Genomic DNA, 15,736 nt, shown 5'->3' on the forward strand with positions numbered 1-15,736 from the left:
GTGAAGGGGATGTCCCGCGTTGGCGGGCATCCCCTTTGGTGCTTGCAGTATGCTTATTTTCGTGTGCGTTACAATGCCCGAAGCATCGCGCATCCGTAAGCCGGGAGCTTCATGCTGAGCACGCCGCCGTGGGCGGAGACCGTTTCGCCCGTGCGGATATCCTCCCAGCGTTCCTCCGGCACCGGCACGTTGATGGTTTTCGCTTTGGCCGAATTATTCATGAAAATCACGATGCTGTCGTTTTCGTCCTCCCGGGTATAAACCAGGTTCGTGCTTCCCGCTTTCGCCGACAGGAACCGGAGCGAGCCGGTGCGCAGCGCGCTGTACTTTTTGCGCAAACCGATCAGTTCTTGATAAAAGGACAACAGCTCGCGGTCCTGCTTCGATGTATCCCACTCCATGCATTTGCGGCATCCCGGATCATGGCCTCCGGTCAAGCCGACCTCATCCCCGTAATAAATGCACGGGGCTCCGGTATAAGTGAATTGAAACTGGACGGCCAGCTTCATTTGCGCCTTGTTGCCTCCGCATTTGGTCAGCAAGCGGGCCGTATCGTGGCTGTCCAGCAAATTGAAGGCGACCTCGTTCACCTGGCGCGGGTAGCGCACATACTGGCTGGCAAGGGCGTTCGCGAAACTCCGGGCGTCCCGGGTCCGGTCGACGAAGAAGTCCAGCACCGCATTCGTGAACGGATAATTCATGACGGCGTCGAACTGGTCGCCCATCAGCCAAGGGGAGGACTCATGCCAAATTTCGCCGAGAATGTAGGCGTCGGGTTTGATGCTTTTGACGACCTTGCGGAATTCGCGCCAAAACTCGTGATCGACCTCGTTTGCGACATCCAGGCGCCAGCCGTCGATGTCGGCCTCTTGGATCCAATAGGCGGCGGCCTTCAGCAAATATTCCTTCACCTCGGGATTGGCGGTGTTCAGCTTGGGCATCAGCGGCTCGAAGGCAAACGTATCGTATGTCGGAATGCCGTCCTCGACGGCGATCGGGTATTTGCGGATGTAGAACCAGTCTTTGTAGCGCGATTTTTCCCCGTTTTTTTGCAGGTCCACGAAAGGCGCAAACGTCCGTCCGGAATGGTTGAACACCGCGTCGAGGACGACCCGGATGCCGCGCTCGTGACAGATGGCGACGAGCTTTTTCAGCGTTTCGAGATCCCCGAACTGCGGATCGATCTGCATGTAGTCCTCGGTGTCGTATTTATGGTTGGTCGTCGCTTTGAAAATCGGCGTAAAATAGATGGCGTTGATGCCGAGTTCGGACAAATGGTCGATATGGTCGATGACGCCTTGAAGATCCCCGCCGAAAAAGTTGTCCGGCTTAGGCGTTCCGCCCCAAGGAAGCGTGCCTTCCGGATCGTTGGACGGATCGCCGTTCGCGAACCGCTCGGGGAAAATTTGATAAAATACCGCGTCCTTCACCCAGTCCGGCGTTTCGAACACGTCGGCCGGATTGATGAACGGATATTCGAACAGGCGGTCCGGATTTTCGGGCTCCTGCTTGACGAAGTCGTATTCGGTCATCCAATATTTCTCCGCGCCTTTTTCGAGCAAAAATCCGTATTTCAAACGGCGATATTCGGGAACGATTTCGCATTCCCAATAATCGAACAGCTCGTCGGACGCCAGTTTGTTCATCGGAACGTAGGTCTTGGACCGGTCCCAGATGTATTTGTCCCCGGCCATCGCGGATACGGCGGTAACGTCGCTTCGTTTGGTACGAATGCGCAGATGGATCGTGCGCCCGTCGTAGGCGTAACACCAGTTCAGTTTGGGACGGTGATAGACAGCTTCAAGCAGCATGGAAATTCCTCCTTAAGGCTCAAATATGATTTTTGGAGATAAAGGCGATAGAGGCGAAGGGGACGGAATCGATCCCGCCACATCAAAAAAGGTACAACCTGGACGGATGGCGTTGTCCGAGGTTGTACCTTGATTTCAGGGTAGCATAGCCTTTAAATTGATAATGAATGATACGTAAAATATACCATGGTTTCATGGACGACACAACCGGGTTTCTGCAGGGGCCGGGTGAAGGAAGGATGGGCAATCATCATGGGCATTCATTTGTTATATATCGAAGACGACGCGGAAATCGGAACATGGGTAAACGATGATTTGAAGGGGAGGGGGTATGAGGTGACCTGGCTGCAAAACGGGGAGCGGGCCGTCGATCATGCCGCAGGCTGCCGTCTCGTCATTCTTGACGTGATGCTGCCGGGGCTTGACGGCTTTACGGTCGGACAGCGGCTGAAGAAAGCCTACCCGGATCTGCCGATCCTCATGCTGTCGGCCAGAACCTCCATCGACGACAAGCTCGAAGGGCTGCAGTTCGCCGACGATTATGTGACCAAGCCGTTCCACCCGGATGAGCTCGCCGCCCGGATCGAGGTGCTGCTGCGCCGCTCCGGCTCGTATTCGTCGGAGGCGCTTGCGCTGGGGCATCTCCTCGTGTACGAACGTGAAAACCGGATCATGAACAAGGATACGGGCGAGGAGATCGTGTTGACGGGCAAGCAGTTCCAAATTTTCATGTATCTGCTCCGCCATCTCGGGCAAATTTTGACCAAAGAGCAAATTTACGAGGGGGTTTGGGGAGATCCGTACCTGGACGGGGACAAAACGCTGATGGTGCACATCCGGTATTTGCGGGAAAAGCTGGAGCGCGATCCGGCGAACCCGGAGATCATTGAAACGATCCGCGGCGTCGGCTACAGGGTGAAGGCATGAGGAAAACAAAGCTTCCGAAGCCCCGGTTTCGCGGGTCTTTGCTTTCCAGGTACCTGCTCCTCATCCTGATTGCTCTGCTGTTCATTCCGGTCTTGTTCCCTGCGTCGGTGATCGGTTACCAGGTCGTGCAGAACATGGCGATCGGGAATGCGTTGCCGGATGCGGGGATACAGCCGGAGGAGCGATACCAGACGATCCACCTCGAAAAGATGTGGCATAACGAAGCCAAACGGCTGAAGGGAAGCACCCCGGAGGAAATCGACCGCAGACTGCGGGAGCTTAGCGAGGAATATGCGAAGGTGGACATGTTCTGGGTGGACGCGGATTCGCATGTGCGGCAGCCCGCCGGCGGCCGATTGCATTTGCCCGAAACTTGGGATGCGGCGGACGCGATTTCCTACATGAAACGTTACCGGGGAGCGACGCAGCAGTTTTCCGTGATCGCATTTATCGGGGACGACGAAAAGCTGAACCGGGGATTTATGGTCATGCAGGTATCCAAAGCGGCAATAGGGCCGAGGGATGGCGGCCTGTCCGCCCGCGAATCGATGGTATTTTTCGGCATCATCCTGCTGATGTTCGTGCTTTTTATCATCGTTTCCTGGATGTTTTTCATGAACATGCGCCGCAGGCTGCTCCGCCTTCAATCCGCCATGACGGTCCAGGACGGAAGCGGTTTGCCTGACCCGATCGCGGTTCGGAAAAGCGATGAGATCGGGCAGCTGGAGGCGGCGTTTAACGGCATGGTGGACCGGCTCGACAGGAGCCTGAAACGGGAGCGCGAGGAGGAAGAGCTGCGCAAACGGCTGATCGCGAACCTGTCGCATGATTTAAGGACGCCGCTGACGGTCGTCCGCAGCCACGTGTATTCCCTGCAAAAGGAGCAGCTCTCCGAGCGCGGCCAGGAGCTGTTGAAATTGACGGAAACCAAGCTGGGCGATCTTGCCGGCCTCATCGACAACCTGCTGTCCTACAATTTGCTGACGAGCGGAAAATACACGCTTCACCCGGAACGCATCGACGTGCTCCGCATCGTCCGGGAGAGCGCAGCGGCCTGGTATCCGCTGTGGGAAAAAGAAGGCTTCGAGGCGGATATCGACCTGCCGGAGGGTCCCGTTTATTGGATGCTCGACGCGCAGTGGTTCCGGAGAATTCTGGATAACTTGTTCCAGAACGTCGTCAGGCATGCCCGGAGCGGGCAGTATATCGGCATCCGGACGGCGACGGATGCCGCCGGCGGCCTGGCGATCGTCATTGCGGATAAAGGCAAGGGGATGCAGGCCTCCTCGGGAGACAAGGGGGCGGGCATTGGCCTCGCGATCGTCGGCTTCCTGACGAGGGAAATGGGGCTTGGCATGGAGATTCGCAGCGCCGAAGGCGGCACGAGTGTCATGATCTCTCCGGCCGCAGGCGATGAGCCCGGTTTGAAGTTGAGGTAGGAAGACGGTTCAGTTACAACCAACCTGATGCGAAAGTCACGGTGCTGCATCGAGCATCGTGACTTTGTTGTTTTGAGCGAAATAGTTAACGGTTGACAAAAATCAATTACAAGTGTAATTTTAAATTATCTGTATCGATTACAATTGTAATCATGAGGGGATGATTGTTCGTGAAAGAAAAAATTCCGCGCATTTCGGAATCTGAATGGGAGGTCATGAAGGTATTTTGGAATCATTCACCTGCTTCGGCGAATGAAGTCGTTGAATTGCTGGACTCCAAAACAGATTGGAAGCCAACGACAATTAAAACGCTTATAAATCGTTTGGTGAAGAAAGGGGCACTCGGATTCCATCAGAAGGGGAAAACCTATTCCTATTTCCCGCTGATCAGCGAAGAAGAATGCTTGAAGGCCGAAAGCAGTTCGTTTTTGAACAGATTGTACGGCGGAGCCTTGAAAGTGATGATTGTCAATTTTCTCAAAGATGAGAAGTTGACAGAAGCAGAGATTGATGAACTGAAGGAAATTCTCGACCAGAGGAAAAAAGAATCATGAACTATGTGAATTTCCTCCTGAATGATGTGGTTTCTTCTTTCCTCCGATGGATCGCCGTTACATCTTTCATGGCTACCGTTATGGCTATTCTCATTCTTTTTATACGGCAGCTTCTGAAAAATCATCTTCCTGTCAAATGGCAATATTTAATGTGGTTTTTGCTGATGATTCGTATGGTGATTCCTTGGGCGCCGGAAAGCCATTTTAGTCTGTATAATGCGTTTACTTTCCACGCAGAGCAGCATCCTGAGGCGTTGTTCATCGATATGAAGCAAAAAAGCGTAGTGCCGGCAACGGATGTCGGTGACGAAGTCCCGTCTTCCGATTCGTCTAAGTTGTCTTCTATCGCACAAGATGATGTGGATAAATCTCCGGCAACGGTTCTTCCTTGGAAGAAGATTGCTTTAATCTTAGGATGGCTTATTGGGGCAATAACACTCATTTGTTATCTAGTCCGAGTCAATCTTAAGTGTAGCCGCGAAATGAAGAAGTACGCCTATATCGTATCGGACCCGGTCTTGGTCGGTGTTCTGGAGCAGTGCAAATCTGAACTGACTGTAAGGCGGAAGGTGCCTCTCATTATGACAAATGGAGTGGATGGTCCCGCGCTTTATGGCGTGATTCACCCGAAAATATTAATTCCCGCAGGGATCGAAGACCTTCATCCCAATGAATTAAGGTTCATCTTTCTTCATGAGCTGGTGCATTACAAAAGGAAAGATATATTAGCGAACTGGCTCATGACTTGTCTGCTTGTGATACAGTGGTTCAATCCTATTCTGTGGTATGCATACCGAAAAATGAGAGAAGATCAAGAGCTTTCATGCGACGCGGCAACGATTTCCCGGCTGAGTGAAAATGAAATTAAGGAATATGGTAACACCATCATCAAGCTCCTGAAAAAAAGCTCCTCGAAGGCCGCGCGGTTGTTGACATCGACTAACTTTTCGATGGGTAAATCCCAACTTATGAGGAGGATTACGATGATCACTTATTTCAAAAAAAAGTCGTCCAAATGGTCCGCGGCTGGTCTAGCTTTACTGGTTCTATTAGTCGCAGTGTCCTTAACTAATGCAAAGAATGCCCGGGCAGATGACTTCTCTTCCACATTGGCTGCGGAACTGGATGCTATGGAAAAAAACAATGCCCCTCTATTAGCCAAACTAGATTCACAACTGAGAATTCAAGTGGAGAAGACAATCCGTCAAGTGATGAGGGATTTGGGACAAGCGCTTCCCCTGGAAAGTATAGAGGCTGTGCCTAAAGAACACCAGTGGTTGCTCAAATTTACTGGTGATGGAACGGGTTTTGCAAACCTATGGGTTGACGATCAAACGGGTGAAATGGAAGTAGTGAAGTTTGGCTTGGATTTGTCTCCAGACCGGGTTGATCCAAGTTTGGTCGATCAGGCCGGTCAGAGTCTGAAGGAAGCAGGATTCGACGGCAATTCAAAATTCAAAATTCATCGTAATATCGAATTGGATCCGACCCTGAATTTCCCTTATGAGGTTCAAACCAAATTCCAAGATGGCGAATCTGAAGTGTTGTTTTCCAATGGTCACTTGACCCGTCTGTTCATTCCATTAAGTCCTGACGAGGTAACTGAAAATCAGAACCAATTTGCCAAGCAAGCTCTCTCGGTCATACGTAAAGGTGCAGGTGATCAATTAATTAAGGCTTATCATTTGATTTCGGGTAGAAAGAAGTATCTTACCCTAGAATATATGGACGGTAGTCATGTGTATTTCGATTCAGAAACAAATGAAATTTCCCAAATCGGGGTTCCCAGTTTGAGCGATCATATGCCTTCATCCATGAAGCCGGAACAGTTAATCCAGACGGCAGCCCCCATAGTCTCCAAACTCTTTAAAATCGATTTGAATGAGTATAGCTTAACGTTTAATAAGAAAGCACCGGGAACAGGAACGTTTAGTAAACCGGGGGAACTTTATATCAATTTCTCTTATAACAATTTAGGAATTTATTTGATTACTAGAACGAACGTGAATTTTTCCAAATAATAATCTGCAACATCAATTGTTAGAAGACAGGGAATATGGAGACAACGCCATTGTCGGCTCCTTGCTTTAAAGATGTTGTTTTGAAGAATGTCCGGGCGGCCTCAAGTTTAAAGAAATTTTAAACTTGAGGCCGCCCGTCTTTTAACCTGCGGGAGCTAATATAGTTCCCGAGGTGATTCATAGTGAGAGAACTCGTGATCGAGACGAAAGATTTGAATAAGAAATATCGCGGGCGTTATGCCGTCAGAAATTTGAACCTGGAAATCGGAAGAGGGGAAATTTACGGATTCCTGGGCCCGAACGGCGCGGGCAAAACGACGACGATCCGGATGCTGCTCGGACTCATCCGCCCGACGATGGGCTCCATCCACATTTTCGGCAAGGATTTAAGAAAGGAAAAGCTGAACATCCTCCGCAAGGTCGGCTCGCTGGTGGAATATCCGTCCAACTACGGGCATCTGACGGCGGTGCAAAACCTGGAGGCGGTGCGCCGCATATTGGATGTGCCGAAATCGCGGATCGACGAGGTGCTGAGCATCGTATCGTTGACCAAGGACGCCAAACGCCCGGTGAAGGGGTATTCGCTCGGGATGAAACAGCGGCTGGGCATCGCGACGGCCCTTCTCGGCAATCCCGAGCTGCTGATTCTGGACGAACCGACCAACGGGCTGGATCCCGAAGGCATCCATGAAATCCGCGAGCTGATCCGCAGCATGCCGCAGCAGCACGGCATCACGGTTCTGGTCTCCAGCCACCTGTTGTCCGAAGTGGAGCAGATGGCCGGCACCGTAGGCATCATTCGCGAAGGAGAGCTGGTGTTCCAAGATACGATCAGCAATTTGCAGCAGCAGGCATCGGGAGGATTCCGGCTGGTCGTTTCCGAACCGGCCGAAGCGCTTCAGCTGATCCGGGGACAAGGTTATGCCGGGCGTCTGGAGGACGGAGGCCTCCGGCTGGATCAGTTAAGCGATCCGGAAGTGGCGCTGCTCGTCAAGCGGCTGGTGGACCATAACCATGCCATATACCGCGTGGAAGAGAAGCGGCGCACGCTCGAGGATATTTTCATGCAGGTGATCGAGCAAGGGGGGCTTTCCTGATGATCGGCAAAGCGTTGTCGTCCGATTTTCTGAAAATTCGCAGAAAAGGCATCTGGTTTCTCGTTTTCCTCGGCTCCGTCGGGCTGTTAGCCATGCAGGCTTTGAATTTTGGCCTACGCTACGATTACTTGACCGACCGATATAAAGCGGATTTGTGGAAGGGGCTGATCGGGGAGATTTTCTCCTTCGTTCCGATCGCCCTTTACTTGGGGGCCACGCTGATCTCCTCGCAGATCGCTAACGTGGAGCATCAGAACAATTCGTGGAAGCAGCTGCTCGCTTTGCCGATTTCCAGAGCCTCCGTGTTTACCGCCAAGGTTTTGCTCGGCTTTATCGCGATGGGAGTCGCCTGCCTTATTTTATCCGCCGGCACCGTCGTGTTAGGCATTCTGCTGAAATTCGGGACCGACGATATCCCGTATTTGACGATCCTGAAGCTCAGCTTCCTGCCTTACCTGGGGGCGCTGCCGATGCTGGCGTTGCAGCTGTGGTTATCCTTAACGCTCAAAAACCAGGCGCTGCCCATCACGCTTGGCATCACGGCGGCCATCGCTTCGATGTTTGCCGCAAACTATCCGGAATTCATACCGCTTTCCTGGCCGTTTCTGTCTTTTATCAGCGAAGCCAAACCGGCGCTTCCCGTAGGTGCGGGCATTATCCTTGCCTTTGTCGTCTACATGGTCGGCATGGGCCACTTTCGCGGAAAGGACGTGAACTGACATGGGAGGTTATTTTAAAATTTTGGCGTCGGAGCGGCTGAAAATGTCGCGGTCGTTTATCGTGCTGTTGTTGCTGCTGAGTCCGGCGATCTCCGTTCTGGTCGGGCTGATGTCCAACATCGAAGGGGCGGACCAACCTTGGCTGGTTCTGCTCGGGGTGATGGGCATGATCCATGCCCTGCTGTTTCTGCCGATTTTGTCCGGGATCTTCGCCGCTTTCATTTGCCGGTACGAGCACCATGGCGGCGGCTGGAAGCAGCTGCTGGTGCTGCCGGTCACGCGGACGGGCGTATATTTCGCCAAATATACCGTCGTCATGGTGATGCTGGCGATCATCCAGCTGCTGTTTTTGGGAGCCATGCTTCTTGTCGGTGCGATCAAAGGCATCGATGCCCCTGTGGATTGGGAAATCATCGGGCGCTGTCTGGCAGGCGGCTGGGTCGCTTGCTTGCCGCTGGCAGCGCTGCAGCTCGCCGTTTCGCTGATGTGGAGCAGCTTTGCGGCCCCGCTGGCGCTGAACGTCGTATTTACCATCCCGAACATGCTCGTCGTGAACTCGGCCCAATTTGGTCCCTATTATCCCTGGGCACAGCCGTTTATTGCTACGGTTCCTGGTCAAGCGATGGAAGGAGGGGGCTTCGGGGCGATGAACCTGCCGCTTGAAAACCTGATGGTTACGGTGCTCGGAAGCTTCGTGGTATTCCTGATTTTCGGGTGGACCTATTTCAAAATGAAGGAAGTATAGCAATAACGCCCTCTCCAAGTGGCCGTGAACCGTCAGAAAGCAGCCCTCCCATACCAAGCGTCTTCGCAGCGGCGAAGGCGCTTTTTGGTGTGCGGGGCATCAAAAAAGCGTCATTTCCGCATGAACACCGTACCGACGTTGCGGAGAGATTTCGGCATTCCGAAGGTTAGCTATTCACAAAGTAAATATAACATGATATATTATTATATAATGTTTACATATTGTAGAAATTGGCGCTATCTATCCAAACCGGATAGATATTTTCTTGTGGAGGGAACTTAACATGTCGCATGAAACATCCTCAAAACCGATGTACGAGCAAATATTCGAAGCGCTGCGCGAGCAGATCATATCCCGCAAATACGCGCCCGGCGAACGGATTCCTTCGGAGAAGGAATTGGGCGAAGCTTACAACGTCAGCCGGATTACGAGCAAAAAGGCGCTGGAGATGCTGACCCAGCATGGATACATCGTCAGGCAGCCCGGCCGGGGTTCGTTCGTTTCCGAGCATTTCGGTTCGGAAGGGACGCCGACCGCCGCCGCGCAAGGAGCTGCAAAACCGCGCCGCAGCCTAGGCCAGCCGCTGATCGGGCTCGTCATGACGGACTTCGGGGACAGCTACGGTACAGGGCTCATTTACGGCATGGAGGAAGCCTCCCGGCAGCACGACGGCTATTTGGTTCTGAGAAGATCGCTTGGCGTGATCGCCAGCGAGGAAGAGGCAATCCGCGGCCTGCTGGAGCTGGGCGTCGACGGGCTCATCATTTTCCCTGCGCAGGGGGAGTATTTTAATGCCGAAATTTTAAAGCTGGTCATCGGCCAATATCCTTTCGTGCTGCTGGATCGCCATCTGAAGGGCGTTTCGGCAAGTTCGATCAGCACGGACAACGCGGCAGCCGCCAAGCGCATGATCGAGTATCTTTTCGAGCTGGGGCATACCCGCATTTCGCTTTTGACGACCCCGCCGCAGGATACGACGGCCATCGAAGAGCGGATCGAAGGGTTTATCCAGGCCCATGCGGAAAACGGCATCGTCGCCGACCGCAGCCTGTGGATGGAGCAGATTACGGCCACGCTTCCGGCCGCATTCGTCCCCGAGAATAAAGAGAAGGAAAAAGAAAACATCAAAAAACATCTGCGGGAACATCCCGAAATCACGGCGCTTTTTGCCATGGAGTACAACATTGCCCAGCTGGCTTACGAAGCCGCCCGCGAGTCGGGCCTTCGGGTTCCGGAAGACGTATCGATCGTCTGTTTTGACAGCCCGGATTACGCGGGAGAACCGCTGTTTACCCATATGCGCCAAAAGCAGGAAGAGATGGGCAGGCTGGCCTTCGAAAACGTGCTGAAGCTCAGAAACGGGGAAAGCGTGCCGAATAAAATGCTGCTGGACGCCGAGCTGATCGTCGGTTCATCGACCGGGCCGGTCCGCAAGGAGCAGCCTTCGATATAGGCGCATCGGAAGCGGAATGCCATTCTTAGTGAATGGCGTTCTTTTTTTTGCGGATGTATGTTTAATGACCTAATATTATATTGGTATATAAAAATGTTATAAAAAACATATTGACATGTTAATTGGCTGAATTTATAATGTGTCTATGCAAGCGCTCACAAGATTGATATAAAGTTGTTATTTGAAGTTCGGAAGCAATGGTGTGACATCATAAACCAATCCGTACATAAAGGGGAATGCGCATGAAGACTTTGGGAAAAGAACCTGTTTCGCTCGGGCCGCTTACCGAAAGAATGTCCGCTCGTTTGGCCGGCAAGCCGCGGCTTTTGGATATTTTCCGGAACGCCATCCGCAATACGTGGGGGACGACGTTCAAGAAAATGGCGGACGGGACCACGTTTGTCATCACCGGGGATATTCCCGCGATGTGGCTGCGCGATTCGGCGGCCCAGATCAGGCCGTTTTTGGCGCTGGCGGAAGAGGACGCGGAAACGGCGGATCTGATCGAAGGATTGGTGATTCGGCAGCTGAGGGGGATTTTGCACGATCCATATGCAAACGCTTTCAACGCGGAGGCGAACGGGCATGGTCATCAAAACGACGACACGGACATGACGCCTTGGATTTGGGAACGGAAATACGAGATAGACTCGCTTTGTTATCCGCTGCAGCTGAGTTACCTGCTGTGGAAAAATACCGGAAGAACTTCGCATTTCGGCAAGGAATTCGTCATGGCCGCGGGCGCGATTTTGGATCTGTGGACCACGGAGCAGCGGCATGAGACGGAATCGTCCTACCGGTTCCAGAGGAGGGACTGCCCTCCAACCGACACGCTGGTCCGGGAAGGGAAGGGGGCGGAGACCGCTTATACCGGCATGACCTGGTCCGGATTCCGTCCGAGCGACGATGCCTGCGAATACGGGTATCTGATTCCATCCAACATGTTTGCGGTCGTGGTGCTCGGCTATCTGCAGGACATTGCCCGCGACGTGCTTCATGATGATAAGTTGTGCGGCCGGGCGGGCAAGCTCGCGGCGGAGATCGATCACGGGATTCAAACATACGGCATTGTGCAGCATCCCGAATTCGGCCCCATCTACGCTTACGAGACGGACGGCCTCGGGAACCACAACCTGATGGACGACGCCAACGTGCCAAGCCTGCTGTCCATTCCTTACCTCGGATACCGGGGAGCGGACGACGAGATCTACCGGAATACGCGCCGGTTCATTTTAAGCGAACATAACCCTTACTACTACCGGGGGAGCGCGGCCGAGGGGATCGGCAGCCCGCATACGCCGCAAGGATATGTCTGGCATATCGCCTTGGCGATGCAGGGATTGACCGAGGAAAACCCGGAGGAAAAGGGGCGGCTGTTGCAGCTCATGAGCGAAACGGATGCCGGAACCGGACTGATGCATGAGAGCTTTAATGCCGACGATCCAAAGGCGTATACCAGGCCTTGGTTCTCCTGGGCGAACATGATGTTTTGCGAGCTGCTGATGGATTATTGCGGGATTCGGGTACGGCGGTGAAGGCCGATGATGCGAAAACGCACGGGGTTGAACCATCGGACCGGCAGGAGATCGGGCCGCAGGCGGCCGGGCCGAGAACCATTTTGTCTAAACGATCGCATAAAGGAGGTATGTGAAACATGAGGGTCAACAATAGGAAACTTCGCGGCTGGACCAAGGGCTACCTTTTTATTTTGCCTTCGATCATCGGTTTTAGCGTGTTTGTCGCTTATCCGCTGCTCTCGTCCATGTATTATGCCTTAACGGAGTGGAGCGGTTACGACACGCCGCAATTTGTCGGCTTCGACAACTTCAAGTACATGTTCACGGAGGATCCGGCTTTTTGGCCTTCGGTCCGCGCGACGCTTTATTTCGTGCTTTTGAGCGTGCCCTCGTCGCTGATTTTGGGACTGCTGCTGGCGATGCTGCTCAACAAAAGCCTGCCCGGGATCAAATGGTTCCGCACGATCTATTATTTGCCGACGGTGGTGCCGTCCATCGCTTCGCTTACGTTGTGGCTGTTCATCTACCAACCGCAATACGGCTTGGCCAACTCCCTGCTGAGACTGCTGGGGCTGCCCGAAGGGACGTGGCTGACGAGCGAAAAGACGGCGTTGCCCTCGCTTGTGCTGATCGGGTTATGGCAGGTCGGCTCGGGCGTCATCATTTTTTTGAGCGGCCTGCAATCGGTTCCGCAGGAGCTGTACGAGGCGGCGGAGGTCGATGGTGCCGTCCGGTGGCGCACGGCGCTGCATATTACCGTCCCCATGATCACCCCGATTTTGTTCCTGCAGCTGATCCTCGGCATTATCGGCGCGTTTCAGGCCTTTAATCAGGTCCAGGTGCTGACGGGCGGCGGACCGAATTTTTCGACCTCGCTCCTCAATTTCAAAATTTACAATGACGCCTTCGGCGGCCGAATGTTCGGTTACGCGATCGCGGAGGTATGGGTCCTCTTCGTGATCATCATGATTTTTACGGCTTTGACCTACCGGTATTCCAACCGGTTCGTTTATTACGAAAGCGACAACGCGAGATAAGGAGGTAAGTTCGCCATGGCGATGCATACGGAAGCGCGGTTCCGGCGAAGACGGAAGTTCAGCTTGCTGGATACGTTGCGGTTTATCATCCTGGCGGTCGGCGCCGTCGCAATGCTGTTTCCCCTGCTGTGGATGGTGACCATTGCGCTCAAAGGCAACAATGACGTGTTCAAAATCCCTCCGGAATGGTTTCCGCGGGAGCTTCACTGGTCCAACTTCGTGACAGGAACGAAAGAAATCAACTTTTGGCAAACCTTCGGCAACTCGATGTTTATCGCGGTGATGTGCACCATCGGACAGATCGTCAGCTCGGTGCTGGTCGGTTACGGGCTCGCCAGGCTGAATTTTCCGGGCCGCAAGCTGTGGTTTTCGCTGTTTGTCGGCAGCCTGATGCTTCCCGGATTCGTCGGCATGATCCCTCTTTTCAACCTGTATACCGAGCTGGGATGGTACGACACCTGGCTCCCCATTATCGTGCCCGCCTTTTTCGGCAATGCCACGTTTTCCTTTCTGTACGTCCAGTATTTGCGGACGATTTCCGTATCGTTTGACGAAGCGGCCAAAATCGACGGCGCCTCCGACCTGTACATTTTGACCAAGGTGCTGGTGCCGATGACGATGCCGGTCATCATGACGATGGTGATTTTCTCCTTCCAGGGGGCCTGGAACCAATACCTTGAACCTCTGATTTACATCATCGATCCGAGCAAATGGACGTTGGCTCTGGCGATGGCTTCCTATAAAGGCACCTATGCGACCGCCTGGAACCTGTTCATGGCCGCGGACCTGATTTACATCCTTCCGATGCTGCTCATTTTCTTCTTCGGGCAGAAATATTTCATGCAGGGGCTCGGCTCCCTTAATTCCGCATCGCTGAAATAACCCGGGCGAACCGGATCGGAGGTGGTGCGTGCCGGCTTGATGCGATGCTCAAGACATATCGGACTTTAGGCGTCATTTTATCCAATTCGTTTAGGGAGGTCTTTTTATGAAAAAGGGTGCCAGAAAATGGACCGCTGGAATGATCGCGCTTATGCTGTGTTCGAGCCTGCTCGCCGCTTGCGGGGGCAAGTCGGACACGGCGGATTCGCCGGGAACGGGGGAAGGGACGGACAGCAAGGGAAAACAGGTCGAAGTCACGATGATCACCTGGGAATCGGCCGAGATGAACGATAAAATCATGGCCGCCATGAAAAGCTTCGAACAGGAAAATCCCGACATCAAAGTCAAGCTGATCCCTACCCCGCTCGATAACTACGGCGTCAAAATCAACGGAATGCTGACCGCGAAAAAAGCGCCCGACATTTTTATGACGGGCAACGACATGCTGCTGGACAATGCCTCGAAGGGACTGCTGTACGACTGGACGCCGATGGCGGAGCAGGACAAAGAGTTTATGGACGGGTTTTATAAGGGCGTGGTCGACAGCTGGCAATTTGACGGCAAGTTGGTCGGTCTTCCGGGCCTCTTGAACACGTACGGCATTTTTTACAACAAAAAAGCGTTCAAGGACGCGGGCCTGACGGAGCCGAAAATCGGCTGGACGTACGACGAATTTTTCGCGGACATGGAGAAGCTCTCGAGCAAGGAAGGCGGCGTGGATCAGTTCGGCTATTACGCTCCGCTCGATCCGTTTTACATCTCTTTGTATTCGGTATCCGCAGGCGGGGCACCGTTTGCCGATGCCATCATCAGCCCGTCGAAGGTGGAAATCAGCGACAAATTCGTCGAAGGCGTCGAAAAATACAAAAACGCGATCGCAAGCGGTCATATGAACCCGCCGACTTTTGATTTGTCGAACGTCATGAGCTCTTTCAAACAGGGGAAAGTACCGATGACGCTGCAGGGGCAATGGGTGGCCGACGACCTGATCCGGACCGCGCCGAAAGATTTGGAATGGGGCTTCGTGCCGATGCCCGTCGTGAACGGCCAGACCGAAATTTACGATGCCGTAGGCTGGTGCAGCCCTACAACGATCGAACATCCCGAGGCCGTTTGGAAAGTGCTTAAATATCTGGACTCCAAAATGTATGAGGAAGTGCTGCCGAAAACACCGGTCGCGCCGGCCGCCTATCAGGCATCTTCCGCCGCCTACTTCGACGCTTTGAAAGCGGCGGGGCATCCGGAAGTCGGGGAAGGCATCGACCATATTTTGAAATCCCCGAGCACGCAGCCGGTCCGTTTCCTGGCGACCTGGACGGGGAAAGCGAATCCGTTCATCGAAGCCTCCTGGAAAAACGTCCTGATGGGCAAAGCGCCGACCACCGAGCTGAACACGATGGCGGACAAAATCAACAAAGTGATTTCCGAAGCAAAGTAAGCGCCTGGCGTTAAAGCATGGAGCCGATCCGGATCCAACCTTGGGCGGAGGTCGGCTTCAAGCTTTCGCAAATATGCCGCAACATAACCAGGGAGG

General features: G+C 53.4%; 13 protein-coding genes. 12 read left to right on the plus strand and 1 reads right to left on the minus strand.

All coding sequences use genetic code 11. The annotated features are described in order from the left end of the window. Positions 1-68 precede the first annotated feature (68 nt). Positions 69-1,811, minus strand: a complete 1,743-nt coding sequence (locus tag KI367_RS07385; RefSeq protein ID WP_212948717.1) for an alpha-glycosidase — start codon at positions 1,809-1,811, stop codon at positions 69-71. 252 nt (positions 1,812-2,063) lie between these two features. On the opposite strand from KI367_RS07385, the gene KI367_RS07390 reads away from it, so the two are divergent. The 12 genes from KI367_RS07390 to KI367_RS07445 all read left to right on the plus strand — a co-directional run bounded on the left by KI367_RS07390 (position 2,064) and on the right by KI367_RS07445 (position 15,640). Then, positions 2,064-2,738, plus strand: a complete 675-nt coding sequence (locus tag KI367_RS07390) for a response regulator transcription factor (RefSeq protein ID WP_212948719.1) — start codon at positions 2,064-2,066, stop codon at positions 2,736-2,738. Further along, a complete protein-coding gene (locus tag KI367_RS07395) occupies positions 2,735-4,177 on the plus strand; it encodes a HAMP domain-containing sensor histidine kinase (protein WP_212948721.1) in 1,443 nt (480 codons plus the stop codon). Before KI367_RS07390 ends, KI367_RS07395 begins: the two co-directional genes overlap by 4 nt. A 170-nt stretch (positions 4,178-4,347) precedes the next feature. Next, positions 4,348-4,731, plus strand: coding sequence for a BlaI/MecI/CopY family transcriptional regulator (locus KI367_RS07400; RefSeq protein ID WP_212948723.1), 384 nt, complete (start codon positions 4,348-4,350; stop codon positions 4,729-4,731). Further along, the gene (locus KI367_RS07405) at positions 4,728-6,752 is read left to right on the plus strand and encodes a M56 family metallopeptidase (protein ID WP_212948725.1); all 2,025 of its coding nucleotides are present in this window, start codon (positions 4,728-4,730) and stop codon (positions 6,750-6,752) included. Before KI367_RS07400 ends, KI367_RS07405 begins: the two co-directional genes overlap by 4 nt. A 182-nt stretch (positions 6,753-6,934) precedes the next feature. Then, positions 6,935-7,849, plus strand: coding sequence for an ABC transporter ATP-binding protein (locus KI367_RS07410; protein WP_036714223.1), 915 nt, complete (start codon positions 6,935-6,937; stop codon positions 7,847-7,849). After that, complete coding sequence (locus tag KI367_RS07415) at positions 7,849-8,568, plus strand: ABC transporter permease (protein ID WP_036714224.1); 720 nt, start codon at positions 7,849-7,851, stop codon at positions 8,566-8,568. The genes KI367_RS07410 and KI367_RS07415 overlap by 1 nt, the downstream gene beginning before the upstream one ends. A 1-nt stretch (position 8,569) precedes the next feature. Then, positions 8,570-9,313, plus strand: coding sequence for an ABC transporter permease (locus tag KI367_RS07420; protein WP_212948727.1), 744 nt, complete (start codon positions 8,570-8,572; stop codon positions 9,311-9,313). A 283-nt stretch (positions 9,314-9,596) separates the two neighbouring features. After that, the gene (locus KI367_RS07425) at positions 9,597-10,766 is read left to right on the plus strand and encodes a GntR family transcriptional regulator (protein WP_212948729.1); all 1,170 of its coding nucleotides are present in this window, start codon (positions 9,597-9,599) and stop codon (positions 10,764-10,766) included. Between the two features lie 242 nt (positions 10,767-11,008). Continuing rightward, a complete protein-coding gene (locus KI367_RS07430) occupies positions 11,009-12,301 on the plus strand; it encodes a glycoside hydrolase family 125 protein (RefSeq protein ID WP_212948731.1) in 1,293 nt (430 codons plus the stop codon). Between the two features lie 119 nt (positions 12,302-12,420). Further along, positions 12,421-13,320, plus strand: coding sequence for a carbohydrate ABC transporter permease (locus tag KI367_RS07435; protein ID WP_212948733.1), 900 nt, complete (start codon positions 12,421-12,423; stop codon positions 13,318-13,320). A 15-nt stretch (positions 13,321-13,335) separates the two neighbouring features. Next, on the plus strand, positions 13,336-14,202 hold the full coding sequence (locus tag KI367_RS07440) for a carbohydrate ABC transporter permease (protein WP_212948735.1): 867 nt from the start codon (positions 13,336-13,338) through the stop codon (positions 14,200-14,202). Positions 14,203-14,308: 106 nt separating this feature from the next. Beyond that, the gene (locus KI367_RS07445) at positions 14,309-15,640 is read left to right on the plus strand and encodes an ABC transporter substrate-binding protein (RefSeq protein ID WP_212948737.1); all 1,332 of its coding nucleotides are present in this window, start codon (positions 14,309-14,311) and stop codon (positions 15,638-15,640) included. The last annotated feature ends 96 nt before the right edge of the window (positions 15,641-15,736 follow it).

Source organism: Paenibacillus cookii, assembly GCF_018333375.1.
GTDB classification, from domain to species: domain Bacteria; phylum Bacillota; class Bacilli; order Paenibacillales; family Paenibacillaceae; genus Paenibacillus_AQ; species Paenibacillus_AQ cookii.